This window comes from Allobosea sp. MMO-172 (assembly GCF_037147855.1).
GTDB lineage: Bacteria > Pseudomonadota > Alphaproteobacteria > Rhizobiales > Beijerinckiaceae > Allobosea.
In genome coordinates this window covers 16,610-42,133 of the sequence record NZ_JBBCUM010000002.1, presented here as the reverse complement: position 1 = coordinate 42,133, position 25,524 = coordinate 16,610, and the positions used below count along the sequence as shown (strand labels likewise).

At 63.7% G+C, this 25,524-nt stretch carries 27 protein-coding genes; 3 read left to right on the top strand and 24 right to left on the bottom strand.

What is annotated here, in order from left to right:
- Positions 1-176: 176 nt before the first annotated feature.
- The 17 genes from WFK61_RS03450 to WFK61_RS03375 form a co-directional block, all read right to left on the bottom strand.
- Positions 177-890 carry a lytic transglycosylase domain-containing protein gene (locus WFK61_RS03450; RefSeq protein ID WP_336810140.1) on the bottom strand — a complete coding sequence of 238 codons (714 nt, stop codon included), beginning with the start codon at positions 888-890 and terminating at the stop codon, positions 177-179.
- Entirely contained in the window at positions 877-1,209 is a 333-nt protein-coding gene (locus tag WFK61_RS03445; protein WP_336810139.1) for a DUF736 domain-containing protein, read from the bottom strand. The genes WFK61_RS03450 and WFK61_RS03445 overlap by 14 nt, the downstream gene beginning before the upstream one ends.
- Positions 1,196-1,804, bottom strand: a complete 609-nt coding sequence (gene traF, locus WFK61_RS03440) for a conjugative transfer signal peptidase TraF (protein WP_336810138.1) — start codon at positions 1,802-1,804, stop codon at positions 1,196-1,198. Before traF ends, WFK61_RS03445 begins: the two co-directional genes overlap by 14 nt.
- A complete protein-coding gene (locus WFK61_RS03435; protein ID WP_442896255.1) occupies positions 1,801-2,322 on the bottom strand; it encodes a DUF2840 domain-containing protein in 522 nt (173 codons plus the stop codon). The genes traF and WFK61_RS03435 overlap by 4 nt, the downstream gene beginning before the upstream one ends.
- Positions 2,319-2,570, bottom strand: coding sequence for a hypothetical protein (locus WFK61_RS03430; protein WP_336810137.1), 252 nt, complete (start codon positions 2,568-2,570; stop codon positions 2,319-2,321). The genes WFK61_RS03435 and WFK61_RS03430 overlap by 4 nt, the downstream gene beginning before the upstream one ends.
- Positions 2,571-2,670: 100 nt before the next feature.
- The gene (locus tag WFK61_RS26095) at positions 2,671-2,820 is read right to left on the bottom strand and encodes a DNA methyltransferase (RefSeq protein ID WP_442896254.1); all 150 of its coding nucleotides are present in this window, start codon (positions 2,818-2,820) and stop codon (positions 2,671-2,673) included.
- A gap of 12 nt (positions 2,821-2,832) precedes the next feature.
- Positions 2,833-3,483 carry a ParA family partition ATPase gene (parA, locus tag WFK61_RS03420; protein ID WP_336810136.1) on the bottom strand — a complete coding sequence of 217 codons (651 nt, stop codon included), beginning with the start codon at positions 3,481-3,483 and terminating at the stop codon, positions 2,833-2,835.
- Positions 3,480-4,616 carry a replication initiator protein A gene (locus tag WFK61_RS03415; protein ID WP_336810135.1) on the bottom strand — a complete coding sequence of 379 codons (1,137 nt, stop codon included), beginning with the start codon at positions 4,614-4,616 and terminating at the stop codon, positions 3,480-3,482. The genes parA and WFK61_RS03415 overlap by 4 nt, the downstream gene beginning before the upstream one ends.
- Before the next feature lie 11 nt (positions 4,617-4,627).
- Positions 4,628-4,912, bottom strand: a complete 285-nt coding sequence (locus tag WFK61_RS03410) for a helix-turn-helix transcriptional regulator (RefSeq protein ID WP_336810134.1) — start codon at positions 4,910-4,912, stop codon at positions 4,628-4,630.
- 138 nt (positions 4,913-5,050) lie between these two features.
- Entirely contained in the window at positions 5,051-5,554 is a 504-nt protein-coding gene (locus WFK61_RS03405) for a DUF2285 domain-containing protein (RefSeq protein WP_336810133.1), read from the bottom strand.
- Positions 5,511-5,822, bottom strand: coding sequence for a transcriptional regulator domain-containing protein (locus tag WFK61_RS26090; RefSeq protein ID WP_442896253.1), 312 nt, complete (start codon positions 5,820-5,822; stop codon positions 5,511-5,513). Before WFK61_RS26090 ends, WFK61_RS03405 begins: the two co-directional genes overlap by 44 nt.
- A gap of 267 nt (positions 5,823-6,089) precedes the next feature.
- Positions 6,090-6,371 carry a helix-turn-helix domain-containing protein gene (locus tag WFK61_RS03400; protein WP_336810132.1) on the bottom strand — a complete coding sequence of 94 codons (282 nt, stop codon included), beginning with the start codon at positions 6,369-6,371 and terminating at the stop codon, positions 6,090-6,092.
- 136 nt (positions 6,372-6,507) lie between these two features.
- Positions 6,508-6,933: a hypothetical protein gene (locus WFK61_RS03395; RefSeq protein ID WP_336810131.1), complete on the bottom strand. Its 426-nt coding sequence runs from the start codon at positions 6,931-6,933 to the stop codon at positions 6,508-6,510.
- Between the two features lie 37 nt (positions 6,934-6,970).
- The gene (locus WFK61_RS03390; protein ID WP_336810130.1) at positions 6,971-7,138 is read right to left on the bottom strand and encodes a hypothetical protein; all 168 of its coding nucleotides are present in this window, start codon (positions 7,136-7,138) and stop codon (positions 6,971-6,973) included.
- A gap of 462 nt (positions 7,139-7,600) precedes the next feature.
- Positions 7,601-8,014 carry a single-stranded DNA-binding protein gene (locus WFK61_RS03385; protein ID WP_336810129.1) on the bottom strand — a complete coding sequence of 138 codons (414 nt, stop codon included), beginning with the start codon at positions 8,012-8,014 and terminating at the stop codon, positions 7,601-7,603.
- 707 nt (positions 8,015-8,721) lie between these two features.
- Entirely contained in the window at positions 8,722-10,266 is a 1,545-nt protein-coding gene (locus WFK61_RS03380; protein ID WP_336810128.1) for a Fic family protein, read from the bottom strand.
- A gap of 135 nt (positions 10,267-10,401) precedes the next feature.
- On the bottom strand, positions 10,402-11,322 hold the full coding sequence (locus WFK61_RS03375; RefSeq protein WP_336810127.1) for a DUF2493 domain-containing protein: 921 nt from the start codon (positions 11,320-11,322) through the stop codon (positions 10,402-10,404).
- Positions 11,323-12,455: 1,133 nt separating this feature from the next.
- On the opposite strand from WFK61_RS03375, the gene WFK61_RS03370 reads away from it, so the two are divergent.
- Both WFK61_RS03370 and WFK61_RS03365 read left to right on the top strand, forming a co-directional pair.
- Positions 12,456-14,930 carry a DEAD/DEAH box helicase family protein gene (locus WFK61_RS03370; protein ID WP_336810126.1) on the top strand — a complete coding sequence of 825 codons (2,475 nt, stop codon included), beginning with the start codon at positions 12,456-12,458 and terminating at the stop codon, positions 14,928-14,930.
- Positions 14,931-15,076: 146 nt separating this feature from the next.
- Entirely contained in the window at positions 15,077-15,436 is a 360-nt protein-coding gene (locus WFK61_RS03365) for a hypothetical protein (protein WP_336810125.1), read from the top strand.
- A 245-nt stretch (positions 15,437-15,681) separates the two neighbouring features.
- On the opposite strand, the gene WFK61_RS03360 is transcribed toward WFK61_RS03365, so the two are convergent.
- From WFK61_RS03360 to WFK61_RS03345, 4 genes are all read right to left on the bottom strand, one after another.
- The gene (locus tag WFK61_RS03360; RefSeq protein WP_336810124.1) at positions 15,682-16,272 is read right to left on the bottom strand and encodes a mobile mystery protein B; all 591 of its coding nucleotides are present in this window, start codon (positions 16,270-16,272) and stop codon (positions 15,682-15,684) included.
- Between the two features lie 5 nt (positions 16,273-16,277).
- Entirely contained in the window at positions 16,278-16,775 is a 498-nt protein-coding gene (locus tag WFK61_RS03355; RefSeq protein ID WP_336810123.1) for a mobile mystery protein A, read from the bottom strand.
- An 88-nt stretch (positions 16,776-16,863) separates the two neighbouring features.
- Entirely contained in the window at positions 16,864-17,919 is a 1,056-nt protein-coding gene (locus WFK61_RS03350) for a DUF7146 domain-containing protein (RefSeq protein ID WP_336810483.1), read from the bottom strand.
- The gene (locus WFK61_RS03345) at positions 17,919-22,232 is read right to left on the bottom strand and encodes a strawberry notch family protein (protein ID WP_336810122.1); all 4,314 of its coding nucleotides are present in this window, start codon (positions 22,230-22,232) and stop codon (positions 17,919-17,921) included. The genes WFK61_RS03350 and WFK61_RS03345 overlap by 1 nt, the downstream gene beginning before the upstream one ends.
- A gap of 375 nt (positions 22,233-22,607) precedes the next feature.
- Between WFK61_RS03345 and WFK61_RS03340 the strand changes: the two genes are divergently transcribed.
- The gene (locus tag WFK61_RS03340; protein WP_336810121.1) at positions 22,608-23,528 is read left to right on the top strand and encodes an SDR family oxidoreductase; all 921 of its coding nucleotides are present in this window, start codon (positions 22,608-22,610) and stop codon (positions 23,526-23,528) included.
- A 197-nt stretch (positions 23,529-23,725) separates the two neighbouring features.
- On the opposite strand, the gene WFK61_RS03335 is transcribed toward WFK61_RS03340, so the two are convergent.
- From WFK61_RS03335 to WFK61_RS03325, 3 genes are read right to left on the bottom strand one after another with little or no spacing between them, the layout of a single operon-like run.
- The gene (locus WFK61_RS03335; protein WP_336810120.1) at positions 23,726-24,088 is read right to left on the bottom strand and encodes a hypothetical protein; all 363 of its coding nucleotides are present in this window, start codon (positions 24,086-24,088) and stop codon (positions 23,726-23,728) included.
- A 32-nt stretch (positions 24,089-24,120) separates the two neighbouring features.
- Entirely contained in the window at positions 24,121-24,894 is a 774-nt protein-coding gene (locus WFK61_RS03330; RefSeq protein WP_336810119.1) for a siderophore-interacting protein, read from the bottom strand.
- A gap of 22 nt (positions 24,895-24,916) precedes the next feature.
- Positions 24,917-25,501, bottom strand: coding sequence for an MFS transporter (locus WFK61_RS03325; protein ID WP_336810482.1), 585 nt, complete (start codon positions 25,499-25,501; stop codon positions 24,917-24,919).
- Positions 25,502-25,524: the final 23 nt, after the last annotated feature.

Here is a 25,524-nt window from a genome sequence, read left to right as displayed (position 1 = left end):
GAACTGGACCACAATGTGCGCTGTGCCCCGAAAAACCCTGCAAAAACAACCGACCGACAGCCGCACACATTGCGGCCTTTTATCCTGCCTTTCTTCGGTCGTTGCCTGGGAAAACCCCCGCCATCCCGCCGATCTCTCGCCGCAGTCCGCCATTCCACGATAGGCCTCGAACGCGCTCATCGCCGTCCTCCGGCAGAGCCGCGCGCAACAAAAAGGCCGTCCGACTGCGGTGCGATAGCGGAGACATCACGCACAGCGGCCCCATCCGAGACATCGGCGGCACCTCCAGCCAATGCCAGGGCGAACAGCGGCGACGCGAGCCAGCTTTGGGGACTTTCATCAATCGCGGCGCTTTTTTTTGACATGACTGGCGCAAGACCGCCGCCGCCCGTCTGCGGTGCGAGCGCATCGACATAAGCGCGCGTCTCGGCAGGGAGGGGACGGCCGGCAAGGTATTCCTCATACCGTCCGGGGCCGGCATTGTACGCTGCGAGAAAGCCCGGCGAGCCGTAGCGATCGTGCAGCTCGCGCAGATAGGCCGCTCCTGCCAGGATGTTGTCATGCGGATCGGACGGATCCCGGCCGAGTCGATGGCGGATGCGAAGCTCCGCCCAGGTATCCGGCATGATCTGCATCAGCCCCATTGCACCGGCCGACGATACGGCACGGACATCGCCCGCACTTTCCGCACGCTGTACAGCGCGTATCCAATCTTCGGGAATGCCGAAACGTTTCGACGCCTCGGTCACGAAGGCGGCGTGAGGATCGCGCGTTTCCGGTCGCGTGATGGAAGCGCTTTCGGCGAGGGCCGAGAACGGTGGCGATGCCGCGAGCGCGAGGCCGGAAAGGAGAAGGAGAACGGCGCGACGCACGGCGTTACTCCTTCCCATCGCGCTTCTGCGGACGGTTCCAATGCAGCGACCAGGCAGCTCCGCCGTCATCGTCGCGGAACAGATTGGCGCGAATCGGCTGCGTCAGGAGAGGATCGTCGAGCGCGATGGAAATATAGTCGCCGGCACGTTCGCAAGTGCGCTTCCAGCCCGCGCCGACTTCTGGCCCTTCGTCCGAACCGATATGCACGCGATAGTCGGGCGCGTTCTCGGTATCGGCATGGTCCGCCGGCACGATGGTGAGCGACAGGTCGAGAGACAGCGTGCGCACACGGCCGACGAAGCCGGATTTCGTGCGCGTGAATTCACCGATCTGCATGGTCGTATTCCTTCTGTTGGGTGGAGATGGAGGTGACGTCAGGGATCGTGGGCACAGCTGCCGCGCGCCAGACGAACTGATCCGAAGCCGCTTCTTGGGTAAGAAGCGGCGTTGCGATGCCGATGACGGAGCGTGCCTGGACCGGCCCGAAATAGCGGCCGTCGAAGCTGTCGCGGACGGCGGCGTTCATGAGAAAGATTTCGCCGACAGCGAGGGTTCGGCAGCCTTTCCAGATGGGCAGCGGCCGGCCGAGGCGATCACTCTCCAGCGCATCGCCTAGCCGCAAGCCATCGACCGTGACGGAATGGTCTTGTCGGCAGACCCGCTGTCCGGGAAGAGCTGCGACGTGCTTCAGCAACGGCACGCCATGACCGATATAGCCGCGCCGAACCATGAAGCCGGCGAGCGCCCGGTCCGGTAAAACGGCAACGAGATCGCCGAGCGCCAGAGCGCGTGACGTATTTAGCGTGTAGAGTCCGATCGGCACGCTGGCCGAGGCGTTCCAGACGAGCTTGACCAAAACGGGAAAGACGGCGCTGACGACGATCGTCGTGGTCGCGACCGTCATCGCGGCGAAGATAGAGCGACGGCTCATGGCGCGATCTCCTGCCGCCGAAGCCAGGCGCGGTGGCGCGCCATCGTGTAGGCGCTCGGCGCTTCTCCGGCGCGGATACGGTTGGAGACATGGCGCCAATGATCCGGTGCGACCGCGCATGGATCGACGCCGATGGCCTCTATGGCGTCGATGTGGGCGAGCACCTGCTCCACCTTCGGCCAGCCTTCAACTTTGAGAAGAATGTCGCCGCCGGGTCGCACAAAGGGCACCGTCTGGAAGGGCTCGCCCGAAGCGACGGCTCGCACAACATCGATGCGCGAAATGATCGTGCCATAGTCGTTCGCCGCCCAGCGGACGAAGGCGAAGACGCTGTCCGGCGCGAAAAAGAGCTGCCGTCGGTGACGGTCGAGAATGTGCTGTCGCGCAGGTTTGCCAAACCTGATCCAGTATTCGATCTTCTTCTCGACATAGATCAGTTCGACGCGGGTCATCGCGCTCGAATGTAAGGACGTCGCGGTATCGTCAGCGGCGATCGGGATTTCCGGCAGACGGGTCATGGCCCCTCTCCCGCAGCTTCTGGAAATTCCCGCATGAGCAGATCGCGCAGCAGATCGGACATGGTGAGACCGCGCCCGAACGCCGCAATCTTGATGCGGCCACGCAGCTCCGGCGTTATGTCGACGGTCAGCCTAGCGGTGCAGATGTCAGCCTTAGCATCGCGCGGTGAAACATCGGACGTCTTGATCCAGCGTTCGGGATCGACGGGACGCGAGGCGAAACGGCGGCGGGAGACGTTTGCGGTCATGGCTCAGAGCCACCGCCGAAGGGGAGCGCGTCCGCGATGCGCGCACACGCCTTTTCCGCCAAGAGCGGATCGATCGCGCAGCCGATGTAGCGGCGGCCAGTCAGCCGGAGGCTTGGCCGACCGCACCTGAGCCCGCGAACCAGTCGCCAATCAGCCCGCCCTCGGTGCAGCTCGTGCGGATCAGGATGTCGAGGAGCGCGATCGGCTTTGCGGTCGGATGGATGGCGCGGCATCTCCACGCGGCAATCACTGGCGAGGATCGTCATGACGCGCTCCCGATGCGGAGGCCGTCGAGTTCCACTGCGAGCGCCGTGATTTCCCGCGCAGCCGGCGTGTCCTCGTCGAGCTCGCCGACCAGCCGGCCGGTTTGTGCCGCGACCGCGAAAGCGATGCGCTGCCCGATGGTCGCCGACAGCACGGGCGGATCATGATCGGCCAGCGTCTCGGCCGTCTCGCGCGCGAGCACGGTGCGCGCACCGCAACGATTGAGAACGAAGCGCGCGACGAGGTCAGGCCGATAGATGCGCGCCTCAGCGACGAGCGCCAGCATTTCGGCCGACGCCCAACCGTCAAGCGGCGAAGGCTGGACAGGACTCAGCACCAGATCGGCGGCGAGCAAAGCGGAGCGCATCAACCCTGCGACACGCGGCGGCCCGTCGATCACCACATGATCGAGATTGCGCGCGATGTCCGGAGCTTCACGATGCAGCGTATCACGCGCAAGGCCGACGACACCGAACAGGCGCGGCAGGCTCTCGCGGGCGCGTTGTTGCGACCAGTCGAGAGCTGAGCCCTGCGGATCGGCATCGATCAGCGTCACGCGCTTTCCCTGCCGCGCCCATTCGCCGGCCAGATGCAGCGCCAACGTCGTCTTGCCAGCTCCGCCTTTCTGATTGAGGAACGCCACGATCATCGCGCACCTCGCGATGGCAGACGGGTCGGCCGGAAAGAGGGAGATGAAGAAAACGGGGGCGAGTCAGCGGTATCCGAGCCGTCCAAAGAAGCGGCGCGGCGCGGTGTTTTCGGCCCTCTGTCCACAAGGCGCGGGGCAGAAGAAAAATTAGAGGCTCTATTAGAGTCTATATTAGCAGCGGAAATCGCGTCTTCCGGCCAAAGGCTTAGCTGGGGTTTGTGCGTGCGAAGTCCCGACACCCCTGCGTGCGAAATCCCGACAGGAGATGCGTGCGAAGTCCCGACTGCGTCCACACCCTTATCCACAGGCGCGGGGATGGGGAGGATGCGCAGCATCTCCATCCGTCCCTCGCGCTCGATCACGAGGCGATAGCAAGGGATCGGCTGGCGGGCGACGATGCGGCGAAGCTGCAGCGCGAAGTCGGAGAAGCGAACCAGGCTGCCGGATTTTTTGTGGAGATGCAGGAAGTCGAAAAGCCAGCCATGGCGCTGGTGGCCCGCATGCTTGCGGGCAACGCGATAGAGCCAGCGCTCGATCCCGCCGGTCAGCCGGAAATAGGCCGGATCGATGGTGAGCACGAGCGAACGATCGACGACACCACGGTAAAACCAATCGGGCAACACGCATTCCATGCCCTCGACCCGGCCGTCGCGGGTCACGCACTCCTCCCATTCGTTGATCCAGGAGAATTGATGGCGTCGCCAATGGTCGCCTTGGCGAATGGTGGTGCGAATCGAGGTCGATTGCAGGCGCACCAGCGCGCCCTTGAGCAGCTTGTACTCGCGCTGGCCGGTCTGGCGACCGATGGCGTTCAGGAGCTGATAGGGGGTGAAGCGAAGAAAGCGGGAGGTTTTCAGGCCGAGCGTTTCGGCTTCAACGATCTGGCTTCCGGCCCAGATCAGCACATCCGCGTCCCAGACCGTCGCCATGCCGTGTTCAGCCGAGGCGAAGACCTCGACGCGAACGTCTCCAGCCTCATAGAGGATAGGCTTGGTGCGAAGCGACTTCGCCAGCGAGAAGAACGGCCGCTCCATCAGATCGCGCTGATCGCGTGGAGAGGCGTCGCCGGTGGCGATGATGAACGGGGAAAGGCCTGCCCGTTCACTGCCGGAGAGACGGTGAGGATACGGCATAGGCTCAGTCCTCAGCGGCTGTGTCGCGGCTGAGCCGTCTCGGTATGATGCGGTTGGGGTCTGGCAGGCGACACGCTGTTGCCGCGCGGGTCGGACGTCGAGGTGACTGCGCCCCGTGCCGCCCAACCGTCGAGATCAGCTATGGCGTAAACAACGACGCCGCCGAGCTTGTGATAGGCCGGGCCGGTTCCGTAAGTACGGTGCTTTTCCAAGGTGCGGCCGGACAGGCCGAGGTAACGGCCGGCATCCGGCGTGCGCAGGTAGTTTCGGGGAACATTGAGAAGCGGTGCGGGCATGATCGGACCTCCGTGGCTCGGGTGGGGCCGCCGAAAACCGGCGGTGAACGGAGGGGATCGTGTCGGAGAAGTGCGGCGTGGAGGGATGGGGAAGTTAGGGCGGCTAAATTTCCCCCCCCTCCGGCGCGATGAATGCGGTTATGATCGCCGACGATGACGCAGGATATTCCGATAACCGCCCTCGATCATCGCCGCTCCGTCAGCGGCAAGGTCGATCACCATGTCGCGCAGCGCCGAAGTACGCCAGGCCTCGCCCGCGATGCGCTCCTGACCGAAGATTGCGATTGCAAGGTCGCGATAGGACGCACCGGCTTCGCGGCCGTCGACGACCTGGAGCATCAGCTTCATGCGTCGCCATTGCTGTGGCGTCAGTCGCCCGTCCTGCGGAACGGCGCGGCCCCGCAAAGCCATCCACAATCCCGTCAGTGCTCCGATCCGGTCGAGCGCATCGTGGTCGAGCGGGATCTGAACAGCCATCGGACGATCCAGATCGACATCCGGCAGGAACAGAAGGGTGACACTGAGACCGTTCACCTCGAGCCGGGCGTATCGCCCGTCCTCTCCATCCACGATGGACTCCGGATCGAGGCGGAAAGGCTCACGGAGCTTCAGATGGTCTGGCGATCGGGCGACGATGAGCACGCCTGTGTCTGCGGCCGGGGTCCAGAAGACGGTCTTTATGAGACCGGTTAGCCCAGGCCGGATCGGGAAATCGTATCCCCCAGCGAGCGGCTATCGTATTCGCCAGCCTGCCGCGAAGCACAGAGCTGGCAGTCCCAAGGTAGCGGGCGAAATCCGCCTGGTAATCGCGATTGCGCCGCAACCATTCCCATGCGACACCTGCGACATCGAGACGGACGATATAGTCGTAAGCTGCGCCTGATTGCCATTGCGATATGTCGGGCTTCATGCGTATCCCTCCTCAATTGTCCCGCCGGCCTCAGTTGGCGGGTTGAGGAATCAGGATCGCGCTCAACTTTTTAGAGGCATAGCTCACGAAAGGGCAACACTCGTTGCCCTATGACGATCGTCAAGCCAGATGTCACCCCTCAGAAGATGTAATGGACGGCCAGCTTGCACCGGCTCGGAAAAGGTGAGCCTGGGCATTGCAGCCATGACGGGCAATGCATGCGAAGAAGATCCCCGCTTACAAGCATCGCGTGATGCCGAGATCGCATCATCGGTTCGACGATCTGCCTTTCGAAGAGGCAGTCACACTTCCATCAGACGGCCTTCGCATGAGCAGAACACCTTCGCCGTCATCCGGATTCAAAAGCACGATCCCGTTGACTTGAAGAGCGCGTCGAACCCGGTCGCGCGTCGTTTCGTACACGTCGAGGCCGCTTTCGGATTCGAGGCGTTTCAAGGCGGTCAGTGATATCTGGGCCCGTTCCGCGAGCGTCTCCTGTGTCCAACCCAGCAACGCACGCGCGGCCCGTGACTGTCGGGCGGTGATCATACATGACCACCTCCACCGACACGCATGCAAATGCCAGAACTACGACCATAATAGTCGCTCTTAGCGAGAAAGGCCACCCAAAAGAGCAGCTTTCGTCACCATCCCAAGCGTTAAGGCCTCAACTGATTCGGTCGCCTCAATGCTTGCCGGAGAATGCCGCGGCGGCGCCCACGACACGAAGCCAGGCGACACATCCAACGGCAACTGCCCCAGCGAGCGAAAACACGACCTGCCAGGTTTCCGAAGGCATCACATGTTTCGCGATACCATGGGTCGCGTGGTAACCTGCAAGGACGGAAGGCGCGACGAACAACGCCGCAACGGCGAGGCGCGCCGAGAACCACGGCAGCGCAATCAGCAAGATGTGACCGAGAGCGAGTGTGAGGCCGGCAGTCGCGATGCCTATGAGTGGCGCCCCGATCCAGCCGGCCCCGCTTTCGAGCGCCCAGAGGCCGACACTAAGGCCGAGATAGAATGGCAAGACGAAGCTGGCGAGAAAAAACAGTAGCCAGCACAGAAAGACGATCGCCCCGATGGCGATCGGAACGAGAAGAATGGACATGGCGAAGCCTCCGTATGGAAGCGCCGGCTTCGCCCCCTCATGGGGCGAAGGGGTCGATCTCGCTGACCAGGTCGGCGTCGCTGCCGTCATATTCGGCGGCAGGGGTGACCGAGAGCGAGCCGTCTCCGGCGCGGAAGATGACGATCGAGACCATCAGGGTGACGGCGAGGCTGTGGGCGAAGGCGTGGGCGTCTGCGAGGGACATGATCGGCTCCTGTTTGGAGCGGGGACCATCCCCGCTCGACAGGCACCCGATGCGTTCCGGTCGGGGCCGCGATCACCGCGCGGGCGAAGCCCGGCGGCGGCACGCCCTGCGTAGCCGACCCTTTATGGGTTGATCGTGGAAGGCCAGGATTGGAACCAAGGAATTGTGCCCCGAGAGCGGGGTGGATCACCCGCCTTGCAGCCGGTCACCCTTGCAAACGCCCGCTCCTTCGCCACCCCCAACCCTGATGGTCTCGGACGTCATCCCCACCGAGGCCACCTCTCCCTCTGCCCGCCTCCATCTTGACGACAGCCGACCACGTGTCCGCGAGATCGATCCTTCGCATCCGGCGCGGCCTGGCGGACAGTGCATCGAACAGAAAAAGGGCGACGTCTGCTCGTGGACGCCGCCTCGCATACAAAATCCCCGGCGGCCGAGGCCACCGGGGTTTCAGGCTCCGCCTCAGAACGGGATGTCGCTGTCGTCGAAGCCGCCGTCCGTCTGGTTGGTTTCGGTGCGATCGTCGGAGGCGGCCCGGCTCAGGAAATCGACCGTCTCGGCGATGATCTCGCAGCCATAGCGGTCATTGCCGTTCTGGTCCTGCCATTTGGTGTAGTGGATGCGGCCGCGCACCAGCACCTTCATGCCCTTCTCGCAGTATTCCTGAACCGTCTTGCCGAGACCGTTGAAGCAGGTGATGCGATGCCATTCGGTGTCCTGTACCCGGCGGCCTTCGCCATCCCGGACCACCTTGCCGTCCGAATAGCGGGGGCGCGAGGTGGCGAGCGTGAAGCGGGTGATTTTGGTGCCACCGTGTGTGGCGTGGGTTTCGGGGTCGAAACCGATGTGGCCGGCGAGGATAACGATGTTCTGCATGGGTTTTCTCCGTTGCTGCTCGAAGGGACCATCCCTTCGACGAGACCCGGAAAAGACCGTCGGGAGGCGGCTGCACCGGAGCGAAGCAGAGGGAAACCCCAAAGTGACGGGGTGGAGCGGGCAGGCGCGGCACGCGCCAACACGGCCCGGATCGGCGGGATTGCTGCCGAAAACCGTACGGGCTTAGGGGCTCAATTCGTCGAAAGGGATATGTCCATTCGTGCGCGCGATGGAGTTCGTGAACCCGTGCAGAGCATTGGCAGACTTGCAGGCTGCGTCGCTTTGGAACTCGACCGAAGCCCATGTCAGAGAGGCACAGGTCACAATTAGCTCTACGCGCCCGACCTCGCGCGTCCATCGGACGGCCTGATGCTCCAGGATGCGGAGAACGGAACGCAAAGGATCAGAACAACCAATGGCACCGCCTCGCTGCCACATGGAAGGTCCCGGTTGGCGGTTCCTATCATGCAATAAGGGCATGAAGGTCTTGGCTGCCGCCGCCTCACCTGCGCCAGGTGACCGTTCAGACCTATGACGCCAGCGACTGCCACGGCTGCGAGAGTGTCGTCTTGACGGTATCCTGACCGGGACAGGTTGGCGGGTTGCCAAACTACCAGCTGCGCAACGACGGACGATGCCATCGCTTTCCGACGCAGGGCCAAGACCCCGCGGCTTTGGTCGCCGGGGATTTCTGCGATTCCAGACGTTCAGCCCCGCGATTGAAGATCGGCGTAGACCTGTTCGAGCCTCGCGGCCTCCTCGTCGGTGAGCGCAGCGAACTCCCTGTCCCGCGCCCGCTTCGACAGCCTCCCCTCGTTCTGGCGCAGGAACCGGAACAAAAGGTCCAGCAACCGATCGGGCATATCGATCATCCGCTGCACCTCCGTCTTGAATCCATCATAGATGCGCAGGAAAGCCGTCTCGGCCGGCAGATCGACATCGATGGTGCGGGCAACGCATTCGAACAGGAACTCCGCCTGCGGCGTCAGGTCGAGATAGCGGTAGAAATCGGCGGTGTCGTTCAAGACCTCGACATTGCCGCGATCGGTCGCCTGCCAGCGGATATGCGGCAGAAGACGGCGCGAATAGCTTTCGAGCACGGTCCGATAGGCGTCGATACGATCAAGGATGGCGGCCGACACCGGAAAGACCAGGCCCGGCGGATTGAAGCCACGCTCGGCGAGGACATGATGGATCAGATAACGATGCAGTCGCCCATTGCCGTCCTCGAACGGATGGATGTAGACGAAGCCGAAGGCGAGGATGGCGGCGGCGAGGACCGGATCGAGCCGGTGCGCGGCGCCGCGATCGAAGGCGATCAGCCCATCGACCAGTGACGGAAGATCGTCGTGGCGAGCGTCGACATGATCGGGGATCGGCGCGCCGGTCAGGCGATCGTGTTCACCGATGAAGCCGCCCTCCTCCCGCAGTCCGAGATGGACGAAACGTGCGTCGCCGATGACAATGCGTTGCAACCGTTCGAGCTCGGCGCGGTCGATCGTCCGGCGGCCGGCTTCGCCGATCACCTGTCCCCAGCGCTGGATGCGATCCTGCGGCGGATCTTCTCCCTCGATCTGGAAGCTCGAACGCGAATCCTTGAGCAGCAGGAAGGCGGCTGTGCGCGCCAGGAGATCGGCGGGCACTTCGGCGACGAGCCGCCGCGCCTCGTCGCCGAGGCTACGCGCGACGAAGGCCTCGAGTGCGGGTGTGCGAAAGATCAGCGGGCAGAAGGCGGGCGTGCCGGGGAGGTTGTTCTTCACGCGGTGGCGCGTCGAAGTCGCCCCCTCCACCGCCCATTGTTGCTCAGGATCGACGATCAGGGCGTAGCTGCCCTGGGTCGCATCCGGCAGATCGAGCCGGGTATCGAGCAGCCATTCGTAGAGGAACCAGAGCCGGCGCGCATAGGCGCCGGTCGGCGCCGCGCGGACGATGGCTGCGATCGGCTCGGGGCCGGTCTCCCGGAACAACGCCTTCAAGACGGCGAGATCCAGTCCCTCATAGCGGAGCGCGAAGGTCAGGTGGCCGGCGAGATCCTCGTCCGGCCGGTGACGCGGGGTGTAGAGGCTCCAGCCGTCGGCCTGGTAAACCTTGTGGCGTGGCCCGATCGCCGACAGGGTGATCGGCACCGGCACAGACAAGCTCCAGGCATCGATCAGGGCGGCATAACCGACCGGGACAGCCGCTTCCGGCAGCCAGCGCCCGTGAAAAACGCTCACCTCCCCTGAAAACGGCTTCTTCTGTCCTGGCTCCATGAATTTTGATACCCAGCCCTGAAATTGAGTTCAAGGCAGACATTCTCATGAAATTCGATAACCCACAATGAATTTCGATTCACAATTGCGGATTCATATGAAAATCAATTTCAGAGCCGAGAGTGAGGATGGCGCTCACGCGCCACCCATCTCGAAGCGATAGACCGGGATGCCGAGCTTCTTCGCCTTGTCGGCGAGGTTGTCCTGGATGCCGGTGCCCGGCCAGACGATGACGCCGATCGGCAGAATGTCGAGCATGGCGTCGTTGCGCTTGAAGGGCGCCGCCTTGGCATGCTTTGCCCAGTCGGGCTTGAAGGCGACCTGTGGCACCTTGCGGTGATCGGCCCAGCGGGCGGCGATCTTCTCTGCGCCCTTGGGCGAGCCGCCATGGAGCAGCACCATGTCGGGATGCTTGGCATGGACCTGATCGAGCTTTGCCCAGATCGTCTGATGATCGGTGGCGTCGCCGCCGGTGAAGGCGATCTTCGGGCCGGCCGGCAGCAGTATCTCGTTCTCGGCCCGCCTGCGCGCGGCGAGGAAATCGCGGCTGTCGATCATCGCGGCCGTCAGGTTGCGATGGTTGACCATCGAGCCTGAACGCGGCCGCCAGCTGGAGCCGGTGTGGCGTTCATAGTGATCGGCGGACTGATCCCGCATCAGCTCGAAGGCGTCGCGGCGTTCGAGGAGTGTCTGTCCCTCGGCGGTCAGACGTTCGAGTTCGACCGACTTCACCTCGGTGCCGTCCTGCTCGCGTTGGGCGCGGCGCTGTTCCTGCTCGTTGGCATCGAGTTCCTTCTCGATGCGTTCGCCGGCCCGGTGGAACAGATTGACGGTGGACCAGAGCAGGTCGTCGAGATCGGGTTCGAGGCGGGTTTCCCCCAGTGTCGAGATCAGGGCGTCGAAGATATCGGCGATCGCGCTTGCGATCCGGTTGCCCTCGGGCAGTGGCCTCGGATCGGGTTCGTCCGTGAAGGGCCTCCAGCCATAGAGCTGCAGTTCCTGAAGGACATGATCGGTGGGAGAGGCGGCGTGGTGAGGTTCGTTGTGCTCGTTCATGGCTTGCTCCGTCGGTTCCGACCGCGACCCTCGCGGCCTTCATGGCGTCGAAAGCCGTCGGGCGGGACGGACTGACACCCGCAGCGAAGCGAAAGGGCCGGAGCGCAAGCGGAGGATGGCGCAGGCCGGGGATTTTGCCTCGCGCTGCAAAGCGCGGCCCCTCCTGGGCCGCGCGGCGGAAAATCACCGGACGAAGCCATTGCCCGACCGGCCCACTTGACGGCCGATCGCCCTCTCGAAGGCCGGGGTCGCGGCTCCGAGCCGATGGATCGAGCCTGGGGACGAACGAGCGTGACGGTAAACCGCGCCAAGGGCTCCCCCACCCCATCTTCTCGATGTCCTTTGGCAGCCCTATAGCTGGCAGCGTTTCACAAAGTTTTCCGGTCGCTGCCCGTTTCAACCGCGCCGCCAATCCCCTCGCCGACATCTTTGCTGCTTGCCGGCACTGACGGGTGCCCGCCTCCTCTCACGCCCGCTCTCGGCGACTTGCCTGGCGAACCTTCCATCCCACAGCGCCGGTGGCCGTCTCGCGAAATGCGCGAGGTGAATGAAAATGCGCAGATACAACGCCCTGCCCCAGCTGCGACAGGAGCATGAGGCAGCGAGGTTGAGGTGGATGATCGCCTGACCGCCGAGGGGCGGGCTCATCGAGCAATGCGATGCTTTCCCTGCGATCCGTCCGACCGTCACTACGAGTGCCCACCGGCTGGCGGCAACATAGGTCCGGCAGTCGACCGTCCGGGCCTGACCACCGACGTGTTCGACAGCTCGTCCTTCGCGAGAGGTTTACAGGCGGATCAGGATGCGGGCTGCGCAGACCGGTTGACGTCTGTCCTGAACCATCTCCGACGCCGACCGTACCAACGGAGCCAAGCTCGGTCAGATCCATGCCAAGCGTCCCGTTATGGCTCCCCTGCGTTATGGCTCACCAAGCGTATGAAACGAAGTGCCTGACCAGACGATGAGCTCGTGTGATGCGCCGCCGAGAAAATCTCAAGGCGATGGCACCAAGGCAGCGGCTTTACAGCGCAATGATCCCGCGATGGTTGCACAGAGAACCGACGCAATATGGAAACCAGAAGACGGCCTTCCTATATGCCACCAACATAAACTGCATGGGGGGCACTGGCAGAATGGTCAATTTTGACGATCTTCTTGACGATGACGAGGTTCCCGTCATCGATCCACGCGATATTTTCCTGACACTCGAGCGTGATAAGCGGTTTGCGTTTCCTCGCGACATCCAGACCGAGGTGATGAAGGCCTGGGTCGATGTGCGCGACCAGCGCGACACGATCATCAAGCTGAATGTCGGCAGTGGCAAGACGCTGGTCGGCCTGCTGCTGTTGCAGAGTTCCCTGAACGAAGGGAAAGGCCCGGCGCTTTTCGTCTGCCCCGACAATCAGCTCGTTTCGCAGGTCGTCGAAGAGGCCGCGGCGCTCGGCATAGAAGTCGTCGAGGATCCGCGGGACGCAGCCTTCGCAGCCGGACAGAAGATCTGCGTCACCACGATCCATAAATTGTTCAACGGAAAATCGGTCTTCGGCGTCGACACGATCAAACTGCCAATCGGAACCGTCATCGTCGATGACGCGCATGCCTGCATCGCCACGATCTCGGAGCAGTTCAGGATCACGTTGCCGAACTCGCATGAAGCATACGGCAAAATCCTGAAGGCGGTTGCGAGCGACCTCAAGCGTCAAAGCCCATCCCGCTATCTCGAACTTGAAGACGGTGATCCGTGGGCGTCGATGGAAGTGCCCTTCTGGGCCTGGAAGGACAAGCAAGACAAGATCCTGAAAGCGCTCCATGAGCATAAGGACGGCAATGAGCTGATGTTCAGCTATCCGCTCCTTCGGGAAATCCTTCCCTACTGCCGGTGCATCGTCAGCGGGCAGTATCTCGAAATCGAGCCGATCTGCCCGCCGACAGACCTGATCAAGTCCTTCTTCAAGGCCAAGCGCCGGATTTATATGACCGCGTCGCTTGCCGACGATAGCGTCCTGGTCACGCATTTCGGCGCGAACCCGGAGAAGCTCACGGCCCCGATCGTGCCCGTCTCCTCCCAGTTCATGGGAGAGCGCATGATCCTGATGCCGCAGGAACTGAACCCCGATATCGAGATTCCGGAAATCCGGCAGCTCCTCGTCGACCTGTCGGAAGACGAGAACGTCGTCGTGATCGTACCGTCGAAGCAGGCAGCAGACAGCTGGAAAGGCCAGGCCGACCAGATCCTGATCGGCGACAAGGTGACGGCCGGCATCGAAAAGCTCCGCAATGGTCATGTCGGATTGACCGTGCTGGTGAACCGCTACGACGGCATCGACCTGCCGGGAGACGCCTGCCGCATTCTCGCGCTGTTTGAACTGCCGGAAGTCTCGTCGTTCCGCGAGGCCGCGGATATGGCCATTCTTGCCGATTCCAAATCCGGCCTGCGCAGGCAGATGCAGCGGATCGAGCAGGGCATGGGGCGCGGCGTCAGGTCGAACGACGACTACTGTGTCGTCCTGCTGTGCGGACCGAAGCTGACGAGCCGCATCAAGTCGCCGGAAGGCCGGCAGATGCTGACCGGCGCGACACAGGCGCAACTCGACCTGTCGACTAATCTCGCCAAGCAGCTCGACGGCACCGACACTGCTGGCATCAAGAAAGTCATCCAGCAGTGCCTGAACCGCGATTCCGGCTGGGTCAAGGTCAGCAAGAAGGCGATCCTCAAGGCAAAGCCGACCAAAGGCCTGTCGCTCGACCCGATCGCCATCGCGACGCGGACCGCATTCGACCAGGCCCGCATCGGAGATCATCCGGCGGCGATCCAGACCCTCAAATCGGCGATCAATACTCTGGAAGACGAAGACGCCAAGGCGCTCACGCTCGTTCGGGAGGCCGAGATCGCGCATCATATCGACCCGGCGAACGCGCAAAAGATCCTGCTTGCCGCTCACAAGCTCAACCATTCCGTCCTGAAGCCGATCGAGGGAATAGCCTACCAGAAGCTCAGCGCCGTCGCCGGCAAACAGGCAGCCGCGGTTCAGGAGATCCATCGCAGCCGCTTTCTCGAGGCGGCCGATCGGGTTTTGCACTTCAAGGGGCTCGTCGAAGACCTGAAGTTCGAACCGAACACATCGAACGAATTCGAAGCCGCGATTCACGATGTCGGCCGACTGCTCGGACAGGGCTCGCAACGCCCCGAGAAATCATCCGAAAAAGGCCCGGACAATCTATGGGCTTTCTCGAACGGCGAGTATGTCGTCATCGAGTGCAAGAACGGCGCGACATCCGAACAGGGGATTTCGAAGCACGATCTGGGGCAGCTCGGACAAGGCCTGGACTGGTTCGAGGAAAGGTACACGAAGACCGTGCCGAAGACCGCGCTCATCATTCACCCGATGAAAAACACCGGGCCTGGCGCGGCCATGATCGAGGGCGCACGCGTCATGACCGAAAAGCAGCTCGACGGTCTCCGGAATGCCCTGCTGGATTTTGCCAAGGCACTCGGAGACGGAAACGTTCTGAACGACGTCAATCGCATCGGTGAGCTTCTGACGTCTCATGGCTTCACGCCCAGCACGTTTCTGCCTCGCTACTCGGTACCGCTGAAGCAAACCTGAAGCCTGGTTCAACCAATTCTGCGATCGAGATGATCAAGTCCATGTGATGTCTTGCCGCCAAACGACGGCGTCACCACATGTTCCTCGCCGCACCTGCCAATTGAACGGCATCGATAATGAACAACGATATTACGGGAGCATACTGTATGGATTTGAAGATCAACAACATCAGCGGTCATGGTGATGCCGCCAAAGAATACGTCTATCTGACCGCGGAGAAGGACTGCGATGTCGGCAGATTTATGCTGGCGGATAGCACCTATACACAGGATGGGAAAATTTCCAATAAGTTGCGGCATGTCTACTGGTTTCCCGACAAGCAGGTGAAGAAGGGCGACGCCGTTGTCCTGCGGACCGGCAAGGGAACGAACACGAGCGAACCTCTCGACGACGGCGGCACGAAGCATCGCTTCTACTGGAATCTGGAGTCTGCCGTCTGGAACGATGATGGTGACGCAGCCGTACTCCTGCACGTCGACGAATGGACCCAGAAGAAAGCGAAATAGTCGTCTTCGGTGTCATGCCGCGATGAAGAGCGCCGTAGCCTGCGGCGTATATCTTTCCAGCAGGGTTGCACGGAGCACTTCCCTGCCGGATTGCCTATATGGTCAGGGCAGTCACGATCCCCTCGCCTTTGGCCATGACTGCGACGGCGATCTCCAACAGAACGGCCTTGCCACGAAGATCGCCGATGCCTTCGCACGGAATGCCGATCGGTACTTTGTCGAAGCTGTCAACCGCAAGCAATTCCTTATGATCGCGCGAAGTCGATCAGCGGCCCGAAATCATGGTTGTCGGCGAGACGCAGGGCTGCGACGTAACGCGCCCTCGTTTCTCCAGCATTGACCAGATTGGCACGGCCCCAGGTGAAGACGGGGCGACCGAGTTGGCGGGCGAGCAGGTCGCCGACCAGGCGAGAGAACCGTCCGTTGCCGTTCGGGAAGGGATGAATGGCGACGAGCCGGTGGCTGAAGCGCACCGCGATCTCGTCGGGCGCATAGGTCTGGTGCTCTGCCCAATAGCGCGCGTCATCGACCGCCTGGCGCACATCCATGCGAATGCTATAGGCGTCGACACCGATATTGCGCGCGGTCGTCCGGTAGACGCCCGCCCAGCGCCAGACATCGCCGAACATGCGCCTGTGCAGCTCGCTCAGGAAATCCTGATCGATCACATCCCGCTTGCGGGAGGCGGCCCAGCGCAGCCCCTGGCCGATATTGACCTGTTCGGCCTCGTTCAGTTCGTGCCGCAGGGTGATGTAGGACGGAATGAGCTGTTCGCGTTCCTCCGCCGTCAATGGCGTATTGGCTTCATCATCGTCATCGAACAGCGGATCGGACATAAAGGTCAATCGTCCTCCCAAAGCTCGCGTGGCGAACCGGAAAGGATGAGATCGATCATTCTGCGCCGTTCGTCGTCGAGATCAGCCCTGTGCAGGGCCTGATTTTCGAGGCGCATGGTGTGGTCCAGCCGGACAAGGCTCGCACCGGCCTTGCTCGCCGCGCGATCGCGCAGGATATCGTCGAGCGGCTTTGTCGGGACGAAGGCGTAAACGAAGGTGCAGTTCATCGCCTCCGCTGCCTCCCGCAGCGTCTTGATCGTCGTGGCGCCGGAAACCTCGGCCTTTTCGATCGCGGGTATACGGGACGGCGAAGCGCCCATTCGCGCAGCGAGCTGCCGCGTGCTCATACCGAGCGCCTCGCGGATAGCCTTCATCCAGCCGCGCGGCGGCGGAGCGAGCGGCAACGCGCGCAGCGGTGCGAGGCGTTTTTCGAGTTGTTTGCGGGCGAGCGCGGCTTGATTCTTGTTCATCTTTATGTGTCCGATTTCAGCATGAAATAGCATATATAGATGAACATTCCAAATCCATTCGCTCACATAAAGATAACAATCAAAGCGTCATTCATTATAAATATATGAGCAGCGGTTGAATTCACGCGCCGAACGCCATCCACCTTGCGACGTCCTGCGGGGCGAGCTGCACCCTTAGCATGGTGCGGAGTGCGTCCGTGCCGAAGTGGCGGAGATCCTCGTTGAAATCCCCGAGCCGCGGTGACAGCACAACCGCCTCGATCCCGGCCGCGTTCGCCCGTTCGACAAGGCTGTCCCGTGCGCTGTCGCCTGCCGGGTCGCTATCGCGGACGATGTAGAGCCGGCGCAGCGTGTCGGGGAACAGGATGGCGGCGAGATGGGCGGCCGACGACGCCGCTGCCATCGCCATGCCGGGGATCGCCTGCCGTGCCGACAGGATGGTTTCGATGCCTTCGCCCGCCGCCATCACGTCGCCGGCGATGCCGAAGCGCACCGCGTTACCGAGGAGATCGCCCATCGCCTTGCGCTGGATGTCGATCGGCGCCTTGCCCAACCGCACAGGATCGAAGCCGTCAGGCGAGAGCCAGGTCCGATGCGCGCCGGTGATCTTGCCTGATAGATCGGTGACGGCGGCGATCATCGCCGGCCATTGCTCGGTCGGGCCATGATCGTCGGGCCGATAATAACAGCGCGGATGGAAATGCAGGCTTCCGGTTCCGCGTAAATCCGTAATGTCGCGTCCGCGCAGATACGTCTCTACGAGCGTGCCGCCGATCGGCCTGCACATGGCGACGAGCCGCCGCGCCGCCTCGGCCGATCCTGAAGGCGCCGTGGTGCTGGCGTGCCGCTTTGGCGGGGGCTCCGGTTCGGGATGCGGCAGGCTGAGAAAGCGGCGCGCCTCATCGGCCACATCGCTGAAGTCGATCAGACCGAGGCTCTCGCGGATCACGTCGAGCAGGTCGCCATGTTCGCCGCTTTGCGCGTCGGTCCATTTGCCCGCCAGACCTTTCGGGCTGTCCTTGAGGCGCACATACATGGATCGCCCCGGCGTATTGCGGACATCGCCGACCTGCCAGTAATTGCCTTGGCGGCGGCCGGCATTGAGATACTCGCGGCACACCGCCTCGGCCTGCCGGCCGAGACGTTGCGCCAGTTCCGAGGCGTCGAGACGAGCCATCATGCCGCCTCGCGCTCGGAGATGCGCGCGATGGCATAGGTGGCGAGGAGCCTTTCAATCACCGCTACGCCGCTGGAATCGACCGGCACGAAGAAGCGCAGCTTCCACGAGATGATCTCGGTGAAGAGGCCATAGGCGCGCAGGCGTTCGCGCATCGCCTCGGTGAAGCCGGTCAGCTCGATCCGGTTCGCGCCCATGACGCGGACGCGGCGAAGCTGAAGTCCCTCGACGAGATCGAGGGTGGTGCGCCCGTCGAGCAAGGCCCGGTGGGCGTCCGCGGCGGAGAGGCTCGCCGCGCCGGTCGAGGCCGCATTCGCCGCCCAGGCCGGAGAGACGCGGCGGCCGATGATGCGCTCGCCGTCATCGGTCTGGAGACGATAGACCCGCGTCGACTCGTTCGGCAGGCGCTTCCACACCGGCAGCAGCAGACCGGCGACGATGTGCAGCGTCACCTCCTCGAACTCCGGCACCGCGGCGCATTCGCAGTTCCAGATCGCGGAGAAGGTGGCCTGATCGGTTTCCTCCCAATGGCTCTCCGCCATCATCTTCAGCGAGGCATGATGATGCTCCATCGGCCGGATCAGCCGGACGCGGCGTTCGATCTCGCCATCGTCGAGCATCAGCGAGGGGGCCGACACCTGCACGGCGGCGCGACCGGACTTGGAATTGACCAGCAGCTTGCCGTGGTCGGCATCGACATAGGCGAGCGCGTCGGCCAGCATCATCGGCCGGTTGCGCCGCTTCTCGGTGATGGTGAGCAGCCGGGTTTCCGCACCCGTCGCCGGATGGGTGTAGATCACCTTGCGGTCGGTGATGACGAAGCTTTCCGCCGTCAGCGTCTCGAGCCCGACATCATAGACGCCGCTGGCCATCGCGCCTTGCACCTTGGCGTCGAGCAATTGCTCGAAGGCGGTGAACAGGATGCCCTGAAGCTCGATGGTCAGCGCCAGCAGGCGGTTGAGGAAGGTGGTGATCGGCGGCAGCTCGTCCTTGATGCCGTTGTCATCCACCAGCTTGAGGCCGGTGGCCGACTGGAAGCGATCCAGCGAGCATCCCTTGATCTTGCCGCGCACGATCAGCAAGTAGAGCTGGCGCAGCGCATCCCGCGCATAGGGGCTTTCCAGATTGTCCTCGGGCCGGAACAGGCCCTGGCCGCCGGTCTGGCGCTGGCCGCGTGTGATGGCACCCAGCGTATCGAGGCGGCGGGCGATGGTGGAGAGGAAGCGCTTCTCCGCCTTCACGTCCGTCGCGATCGGCCGGAACAGCGGCGGCTGCGCCTGATTGGTGCGGTTGGTGCGGCCGAGCCCCTGAATGGCGGCGTCGGCCTTCCAGCCCGGCTCAAGCAGATAATGGACGCGCAGCCGCTGGTTCTTCGCCGACAGGTCCGCGTGGTAGCTGCGGCCGGTGCCGCCGGCGTCCGAGAACACCAGCACCCGCTTCTGATCGTCCATGAAGGCGGCCGTCTCGGCGAGGTTGGCTGATGGCGCGCGATTTTCCACGGCGAAGCGGTCGCCTTTGCGCACGATGCGCCGTGACCGTCCCGTCACTTCCGCCACTATGTCCGTGCCGAAGCGCTGGACGATCTGGTCGAGCGCGCCCGGCACTGGCGGCAGGCTGGCCAGATGCTCGATCAGTTCATCACGCCGGGCGACGGCTTCGCGGCTCTCGACCGGCTGACCATCGCGCGTGACGGGACGCGAGGACAGATTGCCCTCGCTGTCGGTGAACGGCTCGTGGAGCTGCACCGGGAAACTGTGGGCGAGGTAATCGAGAACATACTCCCTCGGCGTGATATCCACACGGATGTCGTTCCATTCCTCGGTCGGGATCTCGGCGAGACGCCGTTCCATCAGCGCCTCGCCGGTGGAAACGATCTGCACGACGGCAGCATGGCCCGCGTCGAGATCGGCCTCGATCGAGCGGATCAGGGTCGGCGTCTTCATCGAGGTGAGCAGGTGGCCGAAGAAGCGCTGTTTCGCGCTCTCGAAGGCCGAGCGCGCGGCGGACTTAGCCTGCCGGTTCAGTGTGCCGTCCGAACCCGTGATGTTGGCTGCCTGCATCGCGGCATCCAGATGATTATGGATGATGGCGAACGCGCCGGCATAGGCGTCGTAGATGCGGCGCTGCTCATCGGTCAGCGCGTGCTCGACCAGCTCATATTCCACGCCGTCATAGGAGAGCGACCGTGCGGTATAGAGGCCGAGCGAGCGCAGGTCGCGGGCCAACACCTCCATCGCCGCGACGCCGCCATCCTCGATCGCCTCGACGAACTCTGCGCGGGTGGCGAAGGGGAAATCCTCGCCGCCCCAGAGGCCGAGCCGCTGGGCATAGGCGAGATTATGGACGGTGGTCGCGCCGGTGGCGGAAACATAGACGACGCGGGCATTGGGCAGCGCATGTTGCAGGCGAAGCCCTGCGCGCCCCTGTTGCGACGCAGCGACGTCACCGCGTTCACCCTTGCCGCCGCCGGCGTTCTGCATGGCATGGCTCTCGTCGAAGATCAGGACTCCATCGAAATCGGAACCCAACCAATCGACGATTTGTCTGACCCGCGAAACCTTCTCGCCGCGCTCGTCGGAGCGTAGCGTGGCATAGGTTGCAAACAGGACGCCTTCAGAGAGCGCGATCGGCTTGCCCTGCGGGAAGCGCGACAGCGGCGTGACCAGCAGGCGCTCCATGCCGAGCGCCGACCAGTCGCGCTGCGCGTCCTCGATCAGCTTGTCGGACTTGCTGATCCACACCGCCTTGCGGCGTCCCTGCATCCAGTTGTCGAGGATGATGCCGGCCGACTGGCGGCCCTTGCCCGCACCGGTGCCGTCGCCGAGCATGAAGCCACGGCGGAAGCGAACGGCGTTCACCGCGTCTGCGGGGGCGGCCTGGACAAGATCGAAGGTGGCGTCGACCGTCCATGATCCGGCGAGATAATCGCCATGTGCTTCGCCGGCATAGATGACGGTCTCCAACTGCGCGTCCGACAACAGCGCGCGGATATTGGTAGGCAGCATCGGGTAATAGCTCGGCCGAGGCGGCGCCACGCTCGCCATCGCCGCCGATTGCACCAGTTTGGTCGGATGGGCCTGAGAGCCGGGAATACGGATCGACTGCAATCCGTATGTCTCGTAGATCGCCTCGGTCAGATGCGCGCCTTCGGGCGGCGTCCAGTCCACGGTTTCATAGGCGAGTTCGACGCCCTCGGGATCGGCCGAGACGGCGGCAACCAGGCGCGGTGCTGCCGAGCGGGCGAGATAGCCGCGCACGGAATTCGGCGCGGCTGCGACCGGCCGGACCTCGGCGGGCAGCGTAACCGGCAGGCGTGGCGGAACTTGGCGTTCGATCCAGCCCAGCAGCGTGGCAGCATCCGGCGCCATGCCCGGCGAAACGGGGAACGCCGCTGGATCGTCGGCGGGCAGCTTGTCGATGACGGTCAGCCGCGTCGGGAACGTCGTGCCGTGCTTCTGATAGACCGATCCGGCGATCGCGGCGGAGAACACGATGCGCCCGCGCGCCTGCAAGGCGACGAAGGCATCGCGCCAGTCCGGCAGCTCCGGTCCAACATTGGCGCCGGTGACGGCGACCAGGCGACCGCCGGGCGCGAGCCGGTTCAGCGCCGAGGCGATATGGCGGAAGCCGGCATCCTGCACGCGGCCCGCGACATGCGCCATCGCCGAGAACGGCGGATTCATCAGCACGACGGAGGGAACGGCAGAGGGATCTAGATGATCGTCGATCTGCGCGGCGTCGTACCAGGTGACGGCAATGGCCGGAAAGAGGGAAGCGAGCAACTCGGCGCGGGTGTCGGCCAGCTCGTTGAGGATCAGCGATGCACCCGCCGTCTGGGTGAGGATCGCCAGCAGGCCCGTGCCGGCGGACGGTTCGAGCACACGGTCATCAGGCGTGATCGCGGCTGCGGTCAGCGCTGCCAGGCCCAGCGGCAGCGGCGTCGAGAATTGCTGGAGCGCCTGGCTTTCCTCGGAGCGGCGCGTGTGCGTCGGCAGGCGGCCCGCGATCTTCGTCAGCACGGACAATCGTGCAGCCGGAGACGCGGATTTACGGAACAGCGCCTTTCCGTATTTACGCAGGAAAAGGACGGTCGCGACCTCGCACGCCTCGTAAGCCGCCTTCCACTCCCAGGCGCCCGATGCATCGGAGGCACCGAAGACGGTTTCCATCGCGGAGCACAGGATTGTGGCGTCGATCCGCTCGCCGCGTTCGAGCTGCGGCAGCAGGAGGTTGGCGGCGGAAAGGATGCCCGACGACGGGACGAACGATAGCGGCGTGGCCGACGTCGCGGCCACGGGAGACAGAATGTTCATGAGATGAGCTTTCAGGAGAGCGGGAAGGGACAAGCCCGCGCGACGCTCTCTCTCAACCGCCCGGACTCATCCCGTCCCGGCGCACCTCTCACTCTCGAATTGCCCAGGAGAGACAAGACCCGAGGGGCCAGATCCAATGCCGAATATACTTGGCTCTATTGACGAAGATCGGCCCTCGGATCTAAATCGAATTGTCGAAATGGCAGGCTTGGTCTGGGTAGGCCCAAGCCCTTTCCCGATTTCGGGAAGGCTCTCTTCGCATCCGCTGGGGTGCGATCCCCGACAGTCCCCGCACGGTTTGCCCGTGCTTTCGGGTCTGGTCGGCGCCGTTGACGACGTTGCTGCTCCGACAGGCCGTCTTGAAGGAGCAGTCCTATGTCGATGATCGACACATCGAAACCCATCCTCGTCTTTCTCGCCGGCGGCGTGCAGGGCGGCGCTGTATTGCGCGCCGCTCGGGCGCGCGGCTTCAAGGTCCGCGCCCTGGTGCGCGACAGACCATGCGCGGCGGCGCTCCAAGCGCCCGGTGTGGAACTGGCGCTGGGCGACCTTGGCGATGCCGCCTCGCTCGCTGCGGCGAGCACCGGCATCGACCATGCCGTGCTCCAGGTGCCGATCGGCCCGGCCGCCGCGATGACGGCACAGGCTGAGAGCGCGCTCGCCGCTTTCAAGGCGGCGGGCGTGAAATCCTTCGTCCTCAAGCTCGCCAGTGCCAGCCGGCCCGCCCCCTGCGAGGAGCCGAGCTTCGTCGCCAACCGGATGATCGAGGATACCGCGCGCGCATTTGGATTGCCCTTCGCCATCGTGCGTCCGACCATGTATCTCGATAATCTGCTGAAACCCTCTGCGCTCGCGGAGATCATGGGCGAAGGCGTGTTCGCGCCGCCGATCCCGGCCTCGCAGCGGATCGCCTGGACCTCGGCCGACGACTGCGCCGATGCGGCGCTGATGCTGCTGGAGCGTGGCGCTATGGGCGGCGATCACCGCATCGCCGGGCCGGAAAGTCTGACGGGGGATGAACTGGTCGCCCGCGTCAGCGCCGGTCTCGGCCGCACGATCCGCTATCACGGTCAGCCACTGGACGAATTCGAGCGCGAGGTCGATGCGGCGATGGGCCAAGGCGTCGGCCGCCGCGTCGCCTCGAAGTTCCGCTATTTCGCCGCCTATCCGCGGGAGGCGGAAAGCATTCTGGCCCAGCCCTTCGCACCGCAGCCAAGTCTGGAGGACTTCCGGCCAACGGATGTGGAAGCCTGGGTTCGGGCGCATCGGATGAAATTTGAGGACGCTGACGCCTAAATATCGAATTTCCGTCGCTTGAAACACGCATATGAAAAAGCGCCCGACCGTGAGGTGGGTGCTTTTTCATCGGCTGACGTGACGATCGACTTTGGCGAAGGAGACATCCGGCGCTCACCACGAGCGTGACCACAGCTTGCGGCCAGCAACCGCAATGACGAGCGCAACAAGAACCAGTCCGCTGGCCAGCAGGAAGGTCAGACGCATTGCGGAGGCGATGGCCGATGGGAAAGCGCTGGCGAACTTGCCCGTGCCGCCGCAGAAAACAAATACCATCCCATGCCGGACGCACCGGCGATCAGGCCAATATTGCGCGACAGATTGAGCAGTCCCGACACCGTGCCGCACCGCTCCTTCGGCATCTCCGCAAGTGCCGTGGTGTTGTTGGCGGACTGGAAAAGCTGGTAGCCGGGCGTCAGCACCACGATGGCAAGGGCGTAGCCGAATGCCCCGCCCCCTCCCATATGGAAGTGCTCGACATTCCGGCGTTTGGTCGAAATGACGGGGAAACATCGCGCGAGACGAGACGGCGCGGCTAAACGCAAATGACGTTCGCTCACCGACATTTGGCACCTGATACGGCTCTGAATTACTATTGATCACCCTCGCCGTCGCGGAAGTCGGTCTCGCCCTTCTTCCAGTAGCCGGACATCGTGAGACGATGGCGCGGCATTGCGCGATCGAGCTGGAAGTGACGGCGGACCGTGCGCACGGTCGCGGCTTCGGCGGCGAACCAGACCTCGCAGTTCTCTCCCGGTAGATGTGCCGACATCATGGCTGCGGCGAGGTCGGTCGCGGTGCCTGGCTCCCGGCCGTTGCGCGGAAGCCAGGTGATCTCGACATCGGCGCGAGAACGAATGACCTGAACGTCGGCGTCCTCGGGGATTTCGACGAACGCATCGACGGCGAGGCCCGACGGCAGGGCTTCGAGGATCGACCCGATGGCCGGAAGCGCCGTTTCGTCACCGCCGATCAGCAGATGGGTGACATCCGGATCGAGCCGGAAACCGGAACGTGGGCCGGCGATCTGGACCACGTCGCCCGGCTTCGCGCCCGCGGCCCAGGTCGAACATGGGCCGTCGCCATGGAGAACGAGGTCGATGTCCATCTCGCATAGCGCTTCACGAAAATGCCGGATGGTGTAGGCGCGGCCGCTCGGCTTCTCGCTCTGAGGCGTCGGTACGAAGAGCTTGACCCATTGCGCCGGACGGCGGACGGGAAAGTCCATCAACGCCGTCGAGGCGAGCGTGACGCGCCGCATATGCGGCGTTACCGCCACGACGTTGCGCACCTCTGCCACCCGCAGGCGGCGTTCAGGCGGGATCGGGCGCTCGGCCCCCGATGATGGTGACTTGTGCTGTTGCATCTGAGGAATCCTTGCGGCCAGGTCAGGCGTGACGCGGACGCGCGCGCAGCGTGGTGAGGGAGAAGAGGAACGCCGCCGCCGCCATGGCCGATGCGACGCGGAAGGCGAAGCGCATACCGTCGGTCACCATGTCGGGCGTAGCGGTCGCTGTGTCGCCGCCCACGGCATGGGCGAAGAGAGCACCCATCAGCGACGCACCGGTGATCAGGCCGAGATTGCGGGCAAGCGCGAGGAGACCGGAGACTAGGCCGCGCTGTTCGGGCCGGGCATCGGCCATGACGGCGGTGTTGTTCGGCGTCTGGAAGAAGGCGAGGCCGACGCTGATGAACAGGATCGCGACGATATAGATGGCGACGCCGCCGTCGAGCGAGACCCATGACATCACGAAGGCGCCGATGGTGAACAGCGCCAGGCCGATGACCATGGCGAGTTTCGCGCCGATGCGATCGGCGACGGTGCCGGCCGGCACACCCATGATCGCGGCGGCGAGCGGGCCCACCGTCATGACGAGACCGACCATCTTCGTGTCGAGGCTGAGCGCCTTCGACAGGAAGAACGGACCGAGCACAAGCGTCGCCATCATCACCGCATAGACCAGAACGCTCATCACCATGCTCAGCGAGAGCAGCG

Bases quoted from the DNA above. Each gene is read 5' to 3' on its own strand.
- WFK61_RS03450 (WP_336810140.1), bottom strand. From the start codon at position 890: ATGGGAAGGAGTAACGCCGTGCGTCGCGCCGTTCTCCTTCTCCTTTCC.
- WFK61_RS03445 (WP_336810139.1), bottom strand. From the start codon at position 1,209: ATGCAGATCGGTGAATTCACGCGCACGAAATCCGGCTTCGTCGGCCGT.
- traF (WP_336810138.1), bottom strand. From the start codon at position 1,804: ATGAGCCGTCGCTCTATCTTCGCCGCGATGACGGTCGCGACCACGACG.
- WFK61_RS03435 (WP_442896255.1), bottom strand. From the start codon at position 2,322: ATGACCCGTCTGCCGGAAATCCCGATCGCCGCTGACGATACCGCGACG.
- WFK61_RS03430 (WP_336810137.1), bottom strand. From the start codon at position 2,570: ATGACCGCAAACGTCTCCCGCCGCCGTTTCGCCTCGCGTCCCGTCGAT.
- parA (WP_336810136.1), bottom strand. From the start codon at position 3,483: ATGATCGTGGCGTTCCTCAATCAGAAAGGCGGAGCTGGCAAGACGACG.
- WFK61_RS03415 (WP_336810135.1), bottom strand. From the start codon at position 4,616: ATGCCGTATCCTCACCGTCTCTCCGGCAGTGAACGGGCAGGCCTTTCC.
- WFK61_RS03410 (WP_336810134.1), bottom strand. From the start codon at position 4,912: ATGCCCGCACCGCTTCTCAATGTTCCCCGAAACTACCTGCGCACGCCG.
- WFK61_RS26090 (WP_442896253.1), bottom strand. From the start codon at position 5,822: ATGAAGCCCGACATATCGCAATGGCAATCAGGCGCAGCTTACGACTAT.
- WFK61_RS03400 (WP_336810132.1), bottom strand. From the start codon at position 6,371: ATGATCACCGCCCGACAGTCACGGGCCGCGCGTGCGTTGCTGGGTTGG.
- WFK61_RS03395 (WP_336810131.1), bottom strand. From the start codon at position 6,933: ATGTCCATTCTTCTCGTTCCGATCGCCATCGGGGCGATCGTCTTTCTG.
- WFK61_RS03390 (WP_336810130.1), bottom strand. From the start codon at position 7,138: ATGTCCCTCGCAGACGCCCACGCCTTCGCCCACAGCCTCGCCGTCACC.
- WFK61_RS03385 (WP_336810129.1), bottom strand. From the start codon at position 8,014: ATGCAGAACATCGTTATCCTCGCCGGCCACATCGGTTTCGACCCCGAA.
- WFK61_RS03380 (WP_336810128.1), bottom strand. From the start codon at position 10,266: ATGGAGCCAGGACAGAAGAAGCCGTTTTCAGGGGAGGTGAGCGTTTTT.
- WFK61_RS03375 (WP_336810127.1), bottom strand. From the start codon at position 11,322: ATGAACGAGCACAACGAACCTCACCACGCCGCCTCTCCCACCGATCAT.
- WFK61_RS03370 (WP_336810126.1), top strand. From the start codon at position 12,456: ATGGTCAATTTTGACGATCTTCTTGACGATGACGAGGTTCCCGTCATC.
- WFK61_RS03365 (WP_336810125.1), top strand. From the start codon at position 15,077: ATGGATTTGAAGATCAACAACATCAGCGGTCATGGTGATGCCGCCAAA.
- WFK61_RS03360 (WP_336810124.1), bottom strand. From the start codon at position 16,272: ATGTCCGATCCGCTGTTCGATGACGATGATGAAGCCAATACGCCATTG.
- WFK61_RS03355 (WP_336810123.1), bottom strand. From the start codon at position 16,775: ATGCTATTTCATGCTGAAATCGGACACATAAAGATGAACAAGAATCAA.
- WFK61_RS03350 (WP_336810483.1), bottom strand. From the start codon at position 17,919: ATGGCTCGTCTCGACGCCTCGGAACTGGCGCAACGTCTCGGCCGGCAG.
- WFK61_RS03345 (WP_336810122.1), bottom strand. From the start codon at position 22,232: ATGAACATTCTGTCTCCCGTGGCCGCGACGTCGGCCACGCCGCTATCG.
- WFK61_RS03340 (WP_336810121.1), top strand. From the start codon at position 22,608: ATGTCGATGATCGACACATCGAAACCCATCCTCGTCTTTCTCGCCGGC.
- WFK61_RS03330 (WP_336810119.1), bottom strand. From the start codon at position 24,894: ATGCAACAGCACAAGTCACCATCATCGGGGGCCGAGCGCCCGATCCCG.
- WFK61_RS03325 (WP_336810482.1), bottom strand. From the start codon at position 25,501: ATGAGCGTTCTGGTCTATGCGGTGATGATGGCGACGCTTGTGCTCGGT.